This is a genomic window from Priestia megaterium (assembly GCF_046599315.1).
In the GTDB taxonomy this organism is placed as follows: Bacteria; Bacillota; Bacilli; order Bacillales; family Bacillaceae_H; genus Priestia; species Priestia megaterium_F.
In genome coordinates, this window is the sequence record NZ_JBKIKC010000013.1 from 35,563 (window position 1) to 50,966 (window position 15,404).

Sequence of the window (15,404 nt, forward strand, 5' to 3'; positions counted from 1 at the left end):
TTTTTCTTACTGAGTTTTATATATCATAATTGACAACATAATCTTGTATTTCCGTGTTATAGTATCCTTTACTATATTCAATCAAATTTCCCACTTCATCATAAGAATAACGTGATCTTTTTAATAAATTTGTGCCCTTTTTTACACCTAGTTTTTCTTCTAAAAGATAAGAAGCAGTAGTAACAGCAAATTGATCTCGAAACTTTTCTAAAGAAATACCTTGCGCTTCTATCAAATCGTATAAGGATTGAACATTTAAATCTGATAGTTCAATATTCTCCATAAGCTGTATTGTTAAATAATGTTCATAATAAATATACGGCACATCATTTAGATGATACAAACGTTCGATTCGAAAACACTGCTCTCCGAATAATTGATATTCTTCTGTACCTTCTTGGTTAAAGATTACTTCTGCCCCTAATAATTGTTTACGAATTTTATGACCTTTTTCCACCAATACTTCTGTAAAACGTTTTCCTTTAGAGAGTTTTGAAATGGATTTGTTTCGAATTACTTTCGTTCCTTTACCACTCTTTGTTTCAAGATAGCCATCTTTAACAAGCTCTTTGATAGCATTTCGAACGGTAATTTTACTCACATGAAATTCATCTTCCAATTGGGGCTCTGAAGGTATATTTTCTCCCATAGGGTACACACCGTGTAAAATTCGATCCTTCAAGATATTCTTTATCTGTAAATATAAGGGACCTTTTTTTCGAGATACATTCACTTTCACTATTCTATTTCCTACCTTTCTACATCGTTCACTGCTTCTGTCATGGCCCGCATTACATCATCTTTCGAAGACATTGGAGTATCTCCTACAGTTGTATGGGCAAGCATTCCTGCTGTAGCAGCAAATAAGACGGTTTTTTCTGGCGAAAAGCCTTCTAGCTCACCATATATAATACCACTTGTATAAGCATCTCCTGCACCTATTCGGTCATAAACAGAGAAAGTAAGCGTTTTAGAAAAAGTAAACTCTTGATTTTTAAAGATATATGCGCGTAATGAATGCGTATTGTTATCATTAATAGAACGGTGTGTACCTGCTACTACAGAGATGTTATATTTTTTTGCAACAGTTGGAATCAAATCCATAAGCTGTTCTGTCCGATCTTCCTTGTCGGTTTTCATACTTAAGACAAACATAGCATCTTTTTCGTTCATCATGACAATATCAGCTAGATGCAGCATTTCTTCATAATGTGGTTTTGCTTTTTCATATCCATCTGCTCCCCAAAGTGACGGACGATAGTTGCAATCAAAAACAATTGTTCCTCCATTTTCCTTTACGGCTTTCGCAAATAATTTCATATAGTTACGAACAGAATCGTTCATAGCCAGTGTAATTCCGCAAAAATGAACAACATCTAATTGCTTTGCAATTTCTTTAAAATTATATGTTCCTTCAGAAGCTGTATTAAAGCTACTTTCTAAGCGATTGGAATAGGTGACGCGACTAGATCGCGCCCCAAATCCATTTTCTAAAAAGTACATGCCAACGTAATCTCCACCTCGATTAATAAACGAGTGTGTAATACCTAATTTTCGAAGGTATGACACTGCAGCATCTCCCACTGCATTAGATGGCAATGTAGAGACAAGATAACCTGTATGCCCATATCGAGCTAGTGCTGAGGCCACATTTACTCCTGTACCAGAAAACGAATAGCTTAATGTATTAGCTTGAGAAAGCAGTTCATACCCTGGCACTTGCAAGCGCATCATTACCTCTCCAAATGCTGCAAAATTCTTAGCCATGCTGATCAACTAACTTCTTCATTATTTCAAGCAACTCACGTACATCATTTACATTTGTTTTCCCTGTTTCTTTGTCAATGATTGATGAGTAGACATGAGGAATAACTTGTGGGACGTTGGCTTCCAAAGCAATACGTAAGATTGCTTCAAAGTTCTCTTTATCAATACCACCAGTCGGTTCTAATGCAAAGCCTTCTTCACCACATGCTTGTGCAACAGCACGAAACTCATCTTCTCTACTTAATCCTTTCATTGGGAAGTATTTTAATGCGTTTCCTCCCATGTCACGTACCAATGCAATTGCCGTTTTGATAGGCACAATAGCATGCTCATCTTGTGCTGCACTAACTGGACCGGTTGAGATATTCACATATCCAACTTTTCCGGTTGGGGACACTAAACTATTAATCCAGCTATCCTTTTCACCTAGATTAGCACGTGTTGCTCCAACGGCAGGAAACACTTGATTAATGTGGCTCCCAGGATAATACTTTGTAATTTCTGCTACTACAGCTGCCTGACGGTTATCTCCAGCGCCTAAACCGATTGATACTGCTTCATCAATTTCCTTTCCGTACTCCTTCATTGCTTTTACTGCCTCTTCGACAGTAGAATAATCCTTGGATAATACACCTACTAGCACGTAACCCTCTGCAGCTTCAAATACTTCTTTGGCATTTTCAATACTATTTGCTAGCACATTTAGTGCCACTCGCTCTTTGTAAAATCGTTTTGTAATGTTTGACATATTATTTTCCTCCTACTATTTCTCGTATTCTAGACTCAATTACATGTATATCGTCACCTTTTAAAGGTCTTGGATCGATATCAAAATATCCTTGTCTTATCCCATAATCACGTGTATAAACAGCAATCTCACCTTCACGCAACTCTTTTACAACCTCTTTCGCGGTTGTATTGGACTGATCTGGACTGATTTGAATTCGTGCACGGAATATAGCTCGACCTGCTTCATCTTGTACAATTGTCACATTCACGCCTTCTATATCTTTTAATGACATCAATGCTTGTAAACTTTCTTTTTCTTGTTCACTTTTATCTTCTTTCTCGCGATACTCATCAAGAGCTTGAAGTAATCCAAACGTAGTTTCCTTACCAACTTTCATACTTCTTCCAATGCAATGTAATTGAACTTTCAACCATTCAATATAGTTACGTTTACCACCAACAATTCCAGACGTTGGACCTTCAATTGCCTTTGAACCACTATAAATCGCAAGGTCTGAGTATTTTACATACTTTTGAAGGTCTTCTTCTGCCGCGGCATCCACAATCAATGGAATATTATTCTTCTGTGCAACTTCCCACGCCTCTTCCACAGAAATCATATTTTTTTGAACAGTGTGATGAGACTTCACATAAAGGATAGCAGCTGTATTTTCAGAAATCGCTTCTTCAACATGAGTTGCTCTGCCCTCATTAGCATAGCCAACTTCAATTAGCTTTCCGCCACCCAAATAAACCATGGTTTCAACCGGTGCCCCGTATTGTACGTTATGACCTTTCAGCATAATAATTTCATTTTTTGAAATAACTTCTTGATGAAGGCGCTCGCTTTTACGGCGATTTCCTTGTGTAACAAGAGCAGCAATAGAGAGAGCAATTCCACTTGAAGCCGAATTAACAACTACAGCTGCTTCTGATCCTAAAATGTCAGCAATATGATCACCTGCTTTATCAACTAAATCAGCAATCTCAACATAATTTTGTCCGCCTTGTTTCATCGCATCCATCACAGTATCTGTTGGTGCTGATACACCTAAAATGCTCATCCTTCCACTAGCATTAATTACTCGTTTCAAGCCATATTTAGCATTCAATGAATGTTCCATTCACAACCACTCCTTTTGCCTCTATTCTTCTATTACCTACACGCTTGTCCCCTTCAGAATCAGTCAATGTAACCGGCTCATTTTGAACAGAAAATAATGTTAAGTTAGCAACATCTCCAACTTGTATTCGACCGAGTTGTGGTTTTTTTAGCCAGTTCGCTGCATTAGTTGTGACTGCTTCGATCACTTCCCCAAGCGAATATCCTAAGTATAAGAATTTAGATAGCACATTTGCCATATTGTATACAGGTCCATCCAATCGATTTTTGCGATAAATGTCAGTGCTTATTGTATTTAAACCAATCTGATATTGTTTTGCCGACTCAGCGACTTTAAAGGAGAAACTTGCATTGCCATGACCAACATCTAAATGTACACCACGTTCAATCGCATCACTCAACACTTGAAGAGGCTTTCCTTCATTATCGAAAAGATTATTTTCTTTTCCATTAAGATAATGAGTAATTACATCTCTTTTTTCTAAAAGTGGAATGACTTCTTCAATGCTTGGCGGGGCTGAACCTATGTGTACCATTAATGGTAAAGATGTTTCCTCAGATAGTGCCCGTGCAATACGTAATGGTTCAATACCACTATCACGAACAACGCTTTTACTCATCCGCACCTTTAATCCAACAATAAAATCTCGATACTCATTCACAGCCTGTTTTACTTTCTCTTTATTTATCCATTCTATGTTAGAGAGTTCATCCACTCTTTTTAAACCAATTCTTGAAACGTTCAAAAATGCAAATAAATTTGTTTTAGCGTGATCCTTACTTTTAACCAAATCAGCAATTCGATCAGCCCCACAACTCCCAGCATCCACAATGGTTGTTACCCCGTTCTTTATTCCTATCTCATCAATTTCATCGCCATAAGGATCAAATTCTGGAAAGGCATGGACATGTAAATCAATCCAACCACTTGATACATACATACCTGAATAATCGAATACTAGCCTACCGTGTCCACTTCCAGCCTTTGTTATCTCAGCGATCTTACCGTCTTCAACAACAATATCAATTTGCTCTTCATTCACACGCTTTACATTACGTAATACGAATCGTTCTTTCACTTATATCACCCTTTTCTGTTACTTTATCTAAATAAAATCAAAATGAATTACATTCATTAAATCTTTTACATATAATACAGTTTAGAAAATTAACAATGATTTATAACGTTATAATGTTATGTTAGCACACAATACTCGCAAAGTAAATATAACATTATAATGTTTATAGTTTTAAAAAAGCTCTCAAATATCTATTCTTTCTTATAAATACATCTATATATAATGTAAAAAATTTATTTAAATCACAACATTCTTTATCGTTTTGGCACTTGTAAGATTTAAAAGAAACAGCGTCTCTACCTTTCTAAGAAGTGCCTCCTTGAGAGGAACTCTAACCTATCTGACATAACTAAAAGTTCTGAGAAGATTCATATCGATCAAATTTCAAATGTAAAATAATAAAAAAACTCTATCTCCAATTTTATACTCATTTTGTGCTTTTTCTTCTATTGTTTCAATAAAAACGTTCGTAAAAGTGTTTGATTTTCAGAGGATGTCCGTAATTTTATTTAAAACTTAAACGAACGATAAAAATAATAGATTTTCTATCTGAAAGAAAAGTTCGTAAACGATACTTTTATGAACTATATATTTTGTATTATTGTAAAAATTATACAAATAATAGCACTTTAAATTTGGGTTCAAGTACTATATCCATAATTGCATAAAAAAACCCATTCCCTGGTGCTGTGATGTGGGAATAGGCTCAATGAGTTAAGATGACATTTCGAAAAATCTCCAATTAACATGCCTTTTTTATTTTACAATAAATCAAAATAGAAAGCGATTACATTTTTTGTTTTGAAAACAAAAAATTCGCAGCCTAGAAAGGATGGCGGACTCATTGGAGTTTGGTTTCAAGAACTAATATGCACGAGTATATTATTTTTCCTTTATCAACTCCCTCATCCCTTTTTATTATGTATCTTATCAGATTCAGCTTCATTCGTATATAAATCCCATTATTATACATAATAACAAACAAATATACTTTCTCAAAAGGGGCTTTCGATAGTGAATAGAGAACAAGTCATTGATATTTATCAAGATGTTCTAGAAAAGAAAAGAAAACGTTTTCCTAATTACTTCTTTGTAGGTAATGAAGGAAAAAAATATATACGCTATATGACATGCTATCTACTTGAGCAACGATTATCAATTCCTGTTTACGAGATTCCTCTGAAGGTAAAGGCAGGCACTTTATGGTCTCATCGTCTTAAACCACCTGCTTTGCTTTATGGATGGAATTATTATGAAGTCATTGATAATGCCTATCCAGGAAGATTTAAACCATGGCAGTTCCAACAAGTTCCTGATAAATATTGGGATGGAGAAGAGGGGAAAAAACGAGCTATTGAAGCAGTAAAATATGTAATAGAGGAAAAACTAAAAATCCCTCTTAAAGAGATTCCTATTCGAGTTAACATTCACTTTTTTAATCAACATAGCCTAGGAGGTGTCTTTTCCCTTTTCGGCCAATCCCCTTTTCAAGTGGTAGAAGCTGTTTATCCTGGGGTCTTTAAACCCTGGCAATTTGCTCATGTTCCCATGAATTGTTGGAAAAATGAAGAATACATTCGAGAGGCAATGGACGATTTTTTATTCAAACAGCTTCATTTCTCTTCCTATGAGGAGGCTTTTCTCAAATTAAAAGGAACTCATTTCACCGATTTTCAGTTAACTGGTCTCTTTCAAATGGCGTTTGATTCCAGAATGAACAATGTGAAGATATGGATAAAAAACCAACTAACGAATATCGATAATGAATTATTTTATGTGGATCTTGATTAATGAAAGAATTGATTGAAACGAATAGAACGAATAGCCCGAACTACATTCCTATTATTTCTATTTCCTTTTAAAAAATAGCGATTGATAAGTATGTAGTTATTTGCTTTGATTTTTCTTCTTTATAAAAAGATATAAAGATTCAGCAAAAAAAAGAAACAGAAGAAAAAAAAGCACAAATAATTCAGCTACTTCCATTACCCTAAAGGGACTCACGGCGTTGGCCAATGCCTGAGAAATATCAAATCCTTGAAAAATATCGATGCCTAAAGAAAAGCCCATTAAGCATCCCATCATTAAAAGGCTAATACCTATAATTTTCATATCGATCACGCTCCATTTAATAGGTTCTTCCCTTTCTTCTATGACGATACATAAATAACATTTGTTAGTTTTTACATAAAAAACTCTTATATGGTTAAAGTAATAAAAAATAAAAGAAGGGTGCCTGAATCTATGCCTTCGTTTTTTAAAGATCGAAAACCAAAAAAGAATCGCCAACAGGCTGACGAAAATCAAAGCACTGATTGTCCAATAGAACAGATACAAATTTCATTATCAGGAAACCTTAACATGATTAAGCAGAAAACGGGAAATAGTTCAGACGTCGTTATTCGCCAGATAAAAATGGGGGAGAATAACGACGTGGAAACAGCCATTGTCTACGTAGATGGAATTGTAGATAATCAGTCGATTCAAGAGTACCTACTGCAATCCATGATGAAGGATGATCATAAAGAAGAAATAAACCAGCACAATGCGATAGGCCTGCTTTCTGAAGACATGATGACAATTGGAAACATTTCTTCTATCACTAACTTGGATGATTTATTTGCATCATTAATGGCAGGCGATACTCTTATTTTAGTGGATGGAGTAGACCAAGCACTGAGTGCTAGCACCAAAGGTGGAGAAAAACGTTCCATTGCGGAATCTACTACCCAAATGGTGGTGCGAGGGCCAAAAGGAGCATTTACCGAGTCTCTTGGGACCAATACAGCTATGGTACGCCGTATCATTAAGACCCCCGATTTATGGATGGAATCTTTAAAAGTGGGACGTGTAACAAAGACAGATGTGACATTTATGTACATACATGGCATTGCCAATGATAAAGTCGTTAAAGAAATTCGGCAGCGATTGCAGCGAATTGATATCGATAGCATTTTGGAATCAGGTTATATTGAACAACTAATAGAAGATCAGACAGCGACTCCTTTTCCAACTATGTACAACACGGAAAGACCTGACGTTGTAGCTGGAAACCTGTTAGAAGGACGGATTGCTATATTTGTGGATGGAACTCCTTTTGTACTGATTGCACCTGCTGTGTTCATGCAATTCTTCCAATCGGCTGAAGATTATTATGCGCGTTTTGACATTGCAACTTCCATTCGTCTTTTACGTATTTTTATGTTTATGATTTCTCTTATTGCACCTGCTACCTATGTCGCTGTTACAACCTTTCACCAGGAAATGGTGCCAACCACGCTCATTGTAGCTATTGCGGCACAGAGGGAAGCTGTTCCTTTTCCAGCATTCGTGGAAGCTCTCCTCATGGAGATTACCTTTGAAATTTTACGAGAAGCAGGGATTCGATTGCCAAAAGCTATTGGTTCGGCCGTCTCCATTGTTGGAGCTCTTGTAATTGGCCAAGCAGCCGTTCAAGCAAGTATTGTGTCACCAGCAATGGTTATCATTGTATCCATCACAGCGATTGCTAGTTTTGCCACCCCTTCCTTTGATATGGCAATTTCAGCTCGCCTAATTCGTTTTTTGTTTATGATTGGCGCCGCATCATTTGGTTTCTACGGCATTATTCTATGCCTTTTGATGATGGTTGTCCATCTATGCAGTTTACGTTCGTTTGGGGTACCCTATATGTCTCCATTTGCTCCCTTCATCCCCGTAAACAATGGAGATACTATCATAAGATTACCGTGGTGGACATTGAGACAAAGACCGCGATTAATTACTGCTAACACGGTTCGAGAAGGGACAAATCAACACCCACACCCTCCTGCATCCCGTGTTATGGTGAACCGCGATCTGGAAAAAGGTGATAACAATGAAGCGTAAGGGATTTTTTCTTTTGTTGATGATGACGATAACCATCTTGCTCACAAGCTGTTGGAGTAAAAAAGAATTAACTGATCTTGCCATCGTGGCAGCTATGGGCGTTGATAAAACAAAAGGTGGAAGATATCACATAACGCTCCAAATTATTAATCCAGGGAACGTAGCCGGAGGCTTACAAGGCGGAGGAGGCGGTGCTCAAAGCCCTCCTATTACTATTTACTCGGCTTCAGGAGATAATATAGTCGAAGCAAGTAGACGGGCTTCAGGCAGAATTTCTCGACGATTGTATTATGCTCATACAAACTTGGTCGTAGTGGGAGAAAAATTGGCCAGAGAAGAAGGACTTGATACATTAATCGATGCCCTAGATCGAGATCCAGAATTTCGGAATACTTCTTCTCTTGTGATTGCGAACCATTCGACCGCAGCTGATCTTGTGAAAACGTTAACGCCGGTTGATAAAATTCCAGCAAATAAGGTGCTAAAAACCTTAGAGTTTACAGAAAGAAAATGGGGAGAGAATGTAAAAACATCGCTTCAAGAGGTGATGAAGAGCCTTGAATCTCCTGGAAGAGGAACCGTCGTATCAGGATTTCGTCTAGATGGGGATCCCCAGCAAGCACAAAAACTGGATAACCTTCAAGAAAGTGCACCTGAAGCGACGCTTCGAGCTTCAGGAATTGCTGTTTTAAAAAAAGGAAAATTAGTGGATTGGCTGTATAAAGAACCGGCAAGAGGAACGGTATGGATTCTCGACAAAATCCAAGGAACGGATATTAATATTGATTGGAAAGGGAAAAAAGAAGCGATTGCTTATCAAACTGTACGCCAAAAAACAAGCGTGTCTGCCCAAGTGAAGAATGGGCAGCCTCATATTTCTGTTCATACACGTGTTGAAGGAGATATCGGTGAAATGGAGGTACCTGTTGATATCACCAACCCAAAGGTCATTACAAAAATCGAAAAATCCGTGAGGAAAGAAATTAAAAAAGAGCTAAAGACAGCTATTGAACGTGCGCAAAAAAACAAAACGGATATTTTGGGATTTGGCGAAGTAGTTCATCGTACGAGACCCAATCAATTTAAGAAATTAAAAATGGAATGGAATGAGGTATACTTTCCGAAGTTAGATGTAGATATTACAGTGGAAGCCTATGTACGTCGAGCTGGCTTACGAAACAAATCGTTTCTTTCAGGTTTAAAAGAAAATCAAAAGTAAGGAAAAGGAGGTGCCAGTTAAATGGAGAAAGCAAAAATTAGTGCCAGTCAGCTCTTTATTCTAATGGTCTTGTTTGAACTCGGAAGTGCTTTACTGGTACCTCTTGCAATAGATGCAAAACAAGATGCGTGGCTTGCGATTCTGCTTGGAATGGTATTCAGTTTCGTTTTATTATTAGTTTACCATAAACTTTATACCTATTATCCCAATCTTTTGCCTACAGAATATATGCAAAGGATTCTAGGAAAAGTACTTGGAACCGTACTAGCCTTTGTTTACATTCTTTATTTTATGTACGATGCCTCAAGGGTTCTACGTGATTTTGGTGAAATGCTGTTAACTTTTGCCTATCCTGACACCCCTTTATTTATCGCGAATGCATTATTAATGCTTGTCATTATCTATACAATCAGAAAAGGAATTGAGGTCATAGCTCGATCTGGAGAACTGCTGTTTATTTTCATGTATGTCCTTGCAGTTGCTGGCTTTATCTTAATTGTTTCTTCTGGTTTAATTGAGATTAAAAATTTACAACCTATTTTGGAAGAAGGCTTATTCCCTGTCCTAAAAGTGGTATTTACTCAAACTTTGTATTTCCCATTTACAGAAGTTATTGTATTTACCATGATTTTTCCTTACTTAAACAATCCTAAAAAGGCAAAGGTAACCATGCTATGTGCATCAGGATTAAGTGGAATCAATTTAATTATTACCATGCTTATTAATGTCTCTGTACTGGGTGTTGATTTAACTGCACGTTCACAATACCCACTTCTTAGCACAATTGAGAGCATCCAAGTAGCTAATTTTTTAGAACGTCTTGATGTATTTTTTATGCTTGCTTTAATCATCACTATCTTCTTTAAAATCTGTGTATTATTTTACGCAGCTGTCGTAGGAACTGCTAGTTTGTTCAAGGTTAAATCACCTTCACGGTTATCGTATCCTTTAGGGCTAATCATTCTCTTTTTATCTATTACCATTGCGAGTAATCTTCAAGAACATAACCATGAAGGACTGAAGGTGGCAATGTTCACTATACACATTCCCCTTCTTGGGATTATTCCTCCTTTGCTTCTTCTTGTAGCTTTCTTTAAAAATAGGAAGAAGCATGGGAAAAACACATTTAACTAGCTAATTTTCATATGGAATATTGTCATCTCTGTTAAATTCCCCAGTAAAGTTCTTACCCGTGGAAAGAATACTTTTAGCCTAGATTTAACCTTAAAGTCAATCTAGTATCTATTACATAACGTTCGAAAAATCGGAAGTGGCGAAAACAGTAAAGGATAATCCAAAAAATTAAAATATTTCTTTAAATACAGTTGAAAAGGAAGGCGGATTGAATGGAGAAAGCTAAAATTAGTGCCAGTCAGCTTTTTATCTTAATGGTTTTGTTTGAGCTGGGTACTACTTTATTGTTACCTATTGCCATGGACGCAAAACAGGACTCTTGGCTTGCGATTCTGCTTGGAACAGTATTTAGTTTTGTTCTGTTTCTAATTTATCATAAACTTTACTCGTACTATCCAGATATTTTACCTACAGAGTACATGCAAAGAATCTTAGGTAAAGCAGTAGGAAGCGTATTGGCCTTTCTTTATATCTTTTATTTTATCTATAATGTAGCAAGGGTTCTACGTGATATCGGCGAGATGCTGTTAACCTTTGCCTATCCCGATACCCCTTTGTTTATTGCGAATGCTTTATTGATTCTTGTTATTATTTATACAGTTCGCAAAGGTATCGAAGTAATAGCCCGATCAGGAGAAATCTTTTTTATAATCATGTATATCCTAGCCATCACTGGCTTTGTTCTGATTGTATGTTCGGGATTAATCGATATTACGAACTTACAACCAGTACTTGAAGAAGGAATATTTCCACCCTTGAAAGTTGTTTTTACTCAAATCTTGTATTTTCCTTTTAGTGAAGCGATTGTGTTTACAATGATTTTACCGTATTTAAAAAACCCAAAGAAAGTCAAAGTGACTATGTTATGTGCATCAGGATTAGCTGGCATCAACTTGACTATTGCCATGCTTATCAACATTAGTGTACTTGGAGTTGATTTGACTGAACGTTCCCAATTCCCCCTTCTTAGTACCATACAAAGCATTCAGGTAGCTGATTTTTTAGAACGTCTTGATGTGTTTTTTATGATTGCTTTAGTTACCGGTGGTTTCTTTAAGATAAGCGTGTTGCTTTATGCGGCTGTCATAGGAACGGCCAACTTATTTAAGATTAAATCATCTTCCCGACTGTCATATCCTATAGGACTCATCATTCTATTTATATCTCTGACTATTTCTAGAAATTTTCAGGAACACCTCCATGAAGGATTGGGGATAGAAATGTTTGTTTTGTATATTCCCCTCTCTGCGATTATTCCTCCTCTGCTTCTTCTTGTTGCGTTCTTGAAAAATAGAAAGAAACAGAGAGGATAACAGGTTCATTTGCCTGATTTTTCTGATGATGAAACAACTCTTACAATCCGTTGAATCCTTCTAAGCTAGGGCTTATCAATGTGATTTTAAACTATGTGAGGTGATTTTTCTGTATACTTGGTTTTATGATCATTTCATCAATACAATTCTATTTCCTCTTACTTGTATAGGGATGGTAGCTATCATGTTGAGTGCATATGCGTACTTTAAATTAAAAAAATAAATAATTAACAGTTTCAGGGCTTGTTGATTTCTAAAGGATTTTTCTCCTTTAAAAATTGATTATTTATACAAAATATAGTTATCACTTATATTAATGACTTAAAAAAAGCTCGCTATCTAAAAAAGTCAGTCATCATAAGGAATTTTATCTGCAACAACATGGTAAAATGATCTATTTCTTCTATGATAAAGCTCTTATTATTTGTGAACTTATACTTTTACGGACAGAGAATAATTCTATCGACCAAAATTTACCGCGCAAATAAATATAGCCTTTGACTAAAAAATATAAATTACCTAACTTTATAAAATAGTATTGATACTCCTTGTTAGGCAACTTACTTCCCTCCATTTCTACACCCTTCACTCGCTTTATAAGTCACTATTACTATCTTATTTAGACTTTAAAAGGTAAACCCTTCTAAAAAAGCCACTCTTTTAGAGTAACTTAAATGATACAAATGTTAATGTGTTATTGTATAATTTTGTAACTTTGGTGTTTTGTTACGGAAATAAACCCTTTAAATTTAATACTGTGTATTTAGTTTATACTATAGAAACTATATTGGACGAAGGGAACTAAGACGTTAAATAATAAAAAAACCACTTTAATAATGGAGTGAGAAAATGACAAATGCAAAATTGTTTACAGCTATTTATATACCATATACACCTTTTCAAGATGAAGTACTAAGACCAAAGAATGCTAGAAAATTTAAGTTTAAGTTAGAAGAAAGTGAACGTCTAGCAACTATCCTTTACCGTTTTGTTTATAGCAAAAATGAAAAACAAATAATTTGTTTTTATATAGTTGATGATTGGGAAGATCCTTATCGTTATCTCTTTGTAGAAAATAACGAATTATACGATGAATTTACGTCGCAGTTTGGAGTGGCAGGCGTTCAAGGAGGTTATTTGGAATTTGGAATGGATACATATTTAGATACTGATTCCCCTGAAATCATATCTGAAGAATTAAATAAGGCTATAAATAGGGGTTATGATGAAGACGCGCCTATGCCAATATGTCATATATACGGTCAAGATATGTGGCACGGAGATGCTTTTATCGTAGCCAATCGTACAGCACTAGAAGAAATGCGTAATGCTATTGATATTGCTTTAAAATATGGAGAAATAAGAACAACTTTATCACCTTCTGATAATGAGGGATATGACTTATTTATTTCTTGTGGAGAGGATAAATTTGATTGGGACTTGGTAGAAATGCCTTATCATGACCACGAATATTTTGAAAAACCTAAAGTTCCCGTTAAAGCTTTTAGAAAGTACAAGATTAATAAGTAATCAGATATTTTTTTTCCTTCTATTTTTGAATTTACTGAAAGCATGCTATAAAAGCTAAAAATAAAAAGCTATCTCATGGAATGAGATAGCTTTTTCAGTAAGTGGTGATATACTTACTAATCGACTTCTAAATTATAAATATTTTGGATAATAAAGTAAAGTGTTGTTGTTCTATTGCATATGTATAAAACATGCGCTTTTTATACATTTTTTTCTCGTTCGTCTCCTACTAAAGCGTTGGTATGTCAAAGATGTATAAAAAGCTGCATATCCGATAAAAGTCACCCTACTCCGAATCCTTGTCCTGCATGGGTTCATTTTTTTATTTGGTTCCTTTAAGAGTGATTATATTAACTGGAAATGAATGGAATATACATAAAGAAATTTGATAAATTATTTCTCTGAAAACAATATAAATAATCATTATTCTTTGTTGATTTGTGTTATACTTATAATTGGGGTTTTTTGGAAAAAGAAATTATTAATTTTAAAATCCTACAAAAACATTTCAGGGGGGCATTTATGAAAGGGTTCAAAAAAGTTATAGCAGCTATTTTAGTTTTTGCTGTATTATTTTCGCCACTCGTTCCACATACAGACGCAGAAGCCAAAGTAATGTGGGGAAATCAAGAACTCGTCAAAGGACAAATAGGTCGCGTTACAATTTTAAAGAATACTAGTCTTTACAACATTAAAAATAATAAATTAGTAGCAGTAAAAAAAGTATCAAAAGGTCAAACATATCGTGTTTATTCTTATTCTGGAAAATACGGTGGGATTTACGGTGTATCAAAAGATTTATATGCTCAAAAATCGTCTAGCATCAAGTATGAGAGAGCACCTAGTGACAAAATCCAGGCGTTGGGAATAACCGTTACAAAAAAATCATTAGCAAGTAATATTAGCTATCCAGAAGCATCCGGTCTTTTTAATAAACCATTTGAGGCTAGTTTCAATAGAAAATTCTTAAACATTGCTAAAGAAACTCAACAAGCAAATAAAGAGTTAAAAAAACAGGAGAAGGAGGACCGCGAAAACGGATGGTCTACAGGCTCCTATTTTCAAAATATAAAATACTCTGTACCTTACAATCAAGATAATATTTTAAGTATTTCTGTTACCTATGATGAGTACGCTGGCGGTGCACACGGTATGGCTTGGATTGACACTTACAATTATAATTTATTAAAAGCTAAGCGACTTAGTTTAAAAGATGTCATTACAGATCAAAAGCAATTAGGTAAAGTAAATAAATATATCCGTGAACAAATGATTGCTCGTAATAAAAAAGGGGCTGGATTCTGGGTTGAAGATTTCAAATCTGTGAACTTAACTCAAGACCAATACTATTACACGAACGGTGGCATTGTAATTATATTTGGTGAATATGAATATGGACCTTATGCTAACGGTATTAATTTCTTCAAAGTTCCATATTCTATTTTTAAGTAATACAAAATTGCCATCTGCTTTAATCATTCCAGAACATTAGAGAAGGTTAAGAGCTACGTTGATAGCTCTTAACCTTCTCTTTCATTCCTAGAAAGTACATTATGGTAACTAAAAATATACACTTTTTTGAACATCTTTTATTCTTGGAAGTGATTTCTTACACTTACCTTTTATAAATTCAAGTTTTAACT

The 15,404-nt window shown here is 35.4% G+C and carries 13 protein-coding genes; 7 read left to right on the top strand and 6 right to left on the bottom strand.

Features of this window, described 5'->3' with window-relative positions:
• Positions 1-16 precede the first annotated feature (16 nt).
• The 5 genes from ACLHDF_RS24915 to ACLHDF_RS24935 are packed head-to-tail and all read right to left on the bottom strand — an operon-like array spanning position 17 to position 4,698.
• Entirely contained in the window at positions 17-733 is a 717-nt protein-coding gene (locus ACLHDF_RS24915; protein WP_413921332.1) for a GntR family transcriptional regulator, read from the bottom strand.
• A gap of 17 nt (positions 734-750) precedes the next feature.
• Positions 751-1,767, bottom strand: coding sequence for a sugar kinase (locus ACLHDF_RS24920; protein ID WP_413921256.1), 1,017 nt, complete (start codon positions 1,765-1,767; stop codon positions 751-753).
• Positions 1,760-2,515 (bottom strand): 2-dehydro-3-deoxy-phosphogluconate aldolase, encoded by a 756-nt coding sequence (dagF, locus tag ACLHDF_RS24925; protein WP_413921257.1) that lies wholly within the window; start codon positions 2,513-2,515, stop codon positions 1,760-1,762. The genes ACLHDF_RS24920 and dagF overlap by 8 nt, the downstream gene beginning before the upstream one ends.
• Position 2,516: 1 nt before the next feature.
• Positions 2,517-3,620 carry a DgaE family pyridoxal phosphate-dependent ammonia lyase gene (locus ACLHDF_RS24930; protein WP_050690328.1) on the bottom strand — a complete coding sequence of 368 codons (1,104 nt, stop codon included), beginning with the start codon at positions 3,618-3,620 and terminating at the stop codon, positions 2,517-2,519.
• Entirely contained in the window at positions 3,598-4,698 is a 1,101-nt protein-coding gene (locus ACLHDF_RS24935) for an amidohydrolase/deacetylase family metallohydrolase (protein WP_413921258.1), read from the bottom strand. The genes ACLHDF_RS24930 and ACLHDF_RS24935 overlap by 23 nt, the downstream gene beginning before the upstream one ends.
• A gap of 1,014 nt (positions 4,699-5,712) precedes the next feature.
• Here ACLHDF_RS24935 and ACLHDF_RS24940 point away from each other — a divergent pair.
• On the top strand, positions 5,713-6,489 hold the full coding sequence (locus tag ACLHDF_RS24940; protein ID WP_413921259.1) for a hypothetical protein: 777 nt from the start codon (positions 5,713-5,715) through the stop codon (positions 6,487-6,489).
• 96 nt (positions 6,490-6,585) lie between these two features.
• On the opposite strand, the gene ACLHDF_RS24945 is transcribed toward ACLHDF_RS24940, so the two are convergent.
• Positions 6,586-6,810 carry a hypothetical protein gene (locus tag ACLHDF_RS24945; RefSeq protein WP_413918338.1) on the bottom strand — a complete coding sequence of 75 codons (225 nt, stop codon included), beginning with the start codon at positions 6,808-6,810 and terminating at the stop codon, positions 6,586-6,588.
• 132 nt (positions 6,811-6,942) lie between these two features.
• Between ACLHDF_RS24945 and ACLHDF_RS24950 the strand changes: the two genes are divergently transcribed.
• From ACLHDF_RS24950 to ACLHDF_RS24975, 6 genes are all read left to right on the top strand, one after another.
• The gene (locus ACLHDF_RS24950) at positions 6,943-8,565 is read left to right on the top strand and encodes a spore germination protein (RefSeq protein ID WP_413921260.1); all 1,623 of its coding nucleotides are present in this window, start codon (positions 6,943-6,945) and stop codon (positions 8,563-8,565) included.
• A complete protein-coding gene (locus ACLHDF_RS24955) occupies positions 8,555-9,784 on the top strand; it encodes a Ger(x)C family spore germination protein (protein ID WP_413921261.1) in 1,230 nt (409 codons plus the stop codon). The genes ACLHDF_RS24950 and ACLHDF_RS24955 overlap by 11 nt, the downstream gene beginning before the upstream one ends.
• A gap of 21 nt (positions 9,785-9,805) precedes the next feature.
• On the top strand, positions 9,806-10,918 hold the full coding sequence (locus tag ACLHDF_RS24960) for a GerAB/ArcD/ProY family transporter (protein ID WP_413921262.1): 1,113 nt from the start codon (positions 9,806-9,808) through the stop codon (positions 10,916-10,918).
• Between the two features lie 212 nt (positions 10,919-11,130).
• Positions 11,131-12,231: a GerAB/ArcD/ProY family transporter gene (locus ACLHDF_RS24965; protein WP_413921263.1), complete on the top strand. Its 1,101-nt coding sequence runs from the start codon at positions 11,131-11,133 to the stop codon at positions 12,229-12,231.
• An 849-nt stretch (positions 12,232-13,080) separates the two neighbouring features.
• Positions 13,081-13,761 carry a hypothetical protein gene (locus tag ACLHDF_RS24970; protein ID WP_413921264.1) on the top strand — a complete coding sequence of 227 codons (681 nt, stop codon included), beginning with the start codon at positions 13,081-13,083 and terminating at the stop codon, positions 13,759-13,761.
• 522 nt (positions 13,762-14,283) lie between these two features.
• Positions 14,284-15,213: a DUF3298 and DUF4163 domain-containing protein gene (locus ACLHDF_RS24975; RefSeq protein ID WP_413921265.1), complete on the top strand. Its 930-nt coding sequence runs from the start codon at positions 14,284-14,286 to the stop codon at positions 15,211-15,213.
• Positions 15,214-15,404: the final 191 nt, after the last annotated feature.